This is a genomic window from Brevibacterium aurantiacum (assembly GCF_007558825.1).
In the GTDB taxonomy this organism is placed as follows: Bacteria; Actinomycetota; Actinomycetes; order Actinomycetales; family Brevibacteriaceae; genus Brevibacterium; species Brevibacterium aurantiacum_A.
The window spans coordinates 1-1,370 of the sequence record NZ_VLTK01000043.1; the positions used below are offsets into that span (position 1 = coordinate 1).

The window sequence follows — 1,370 nt, forward strand, 5'->3', positions numbered from 1 at the left end:
AGGCCGCCAAGCGGCCGGTCGTCAAACGCGTGCTGATGGTTGTGGCCATGCTGCTGACAGCGTTTCACCTGCTCGCAAGCTTCCTTTGGATAGCTCCGTCGTCGACGGCGCGGGAAGTCTTCCCGGGGAACCTCCTCTCCGAGTACATGATTCCGTTGTGGGGGCAGTCATGGAGCGTCTTCGCTCCCGAGCCGATCAATGGCGACTACTACTTCGATGTTCGCGCGGTCGTGAAGACTCCCGACGGTGGAGAAGAGGTCACTGATTGGGTCCGCGCCACCGATGTCGAACTCGACCATTCGACCTACAAGCTCTTCCCGCCACGCTCGGCCGGATTGGGCATCGGGGTCGCCTCCGACATCAAGGGATCGTGGGAGGACCTGCCCAACGACCAGAAGGCGATCGTCAAGCTCGACTACTTCAAAGGTGCTGATTCCGTCGACCGGTTGACGACGAAGTTGGAAGAGTACGACGATCCCGACGGCGCCGTTGACGGATATCTGGAGAGCGAGCACCTGGCCACCGCCTATGCGACTCAGGTGGCCAAAGCGATCTGGGGCGAGGACGTTCAGCGCGTCCAGTACCAGGCGTCGAGACAGAATGTTGTGCCGTTCGCACAGCGCAACAACGACGGTGCCGAACGGCCGAACGTTCAGCCGGTTCCGGTCGGCTGGCGAGCACTGGTGACAGAACCACACCAGTCCGATGAGGAGTTCGCGAAGTACTTCTGTGCCTCCGACGAAGTGAGGTGCGCAGATGAGCAGTGACAAAGACACCCGCGTCAAAGGTGAAGAAGTCAAAGGTGAAGACATCGGCGTGCACGGATCGCAGTCCGGGAAGACAGCGCAGACGAAGACAGCAGCGTCGACGAAGGCTGCAGCGCCTGGCAAGAACCTGACGGCTGAATCAGGTGCGACCTCGCAGACGGCAGCGGATTCGAACGAGCCTATTCCGATCTCTTCCCGCGTCCTTGGGAGTATCTCGCGGGGCTGGAACTGGCTGGAGGAGATGCTGACCGGTCGCTATCACGCGACATACGGCCTCGCGGTGACTCGTATCCTCATCGGCGTGACCGGACTCGGCCTGCTGCTGACGAACTTCAATGCCAGGCACTATGCCTTCGGCGTGGGCAGCGCCTGGAACGGGGAGATCGCAGAACCCAAGAGCGACTTCCCGAACATCTGGCTGTTCTCGCTCTTCCACAGAGCGGTGACCAACCCGCCGCTGTTCACCGCCATGATCATCGGTCTGGCTATTCTCGCCGTCGTCATCATCCTCGGATGGCGGACCCGCATCGTTCTGCCGTTCTACCTGGTCCTGTGGGTGAGCTTCATCGAGCTCAACGACGGTGCCGGTGATCAGGGCGACAA

1 protein-coding gene and 1 pseudogene are annotated in these 1,370 nt (G+C 61.1%); both read left to right on the top strand.

Features of this window, described 5'->3' with window-relative positions:
• Positions 1-767, top strand: a 767-nt coding sequence (locus FO013_RS22140) for a DUF5819 family protein (protein WP_143924717.1), incomplete at its 5' end; no start/stop codon positions are given.
• Positions 757-1,370, top strand: a pseudogene (locus FO013_RS22145) (hypothetical protein); the annotation flags it as partial. The gene FO013_RS22140 and the pseudogene FO013_RS22145, both read left to right, overlap by 11 nt.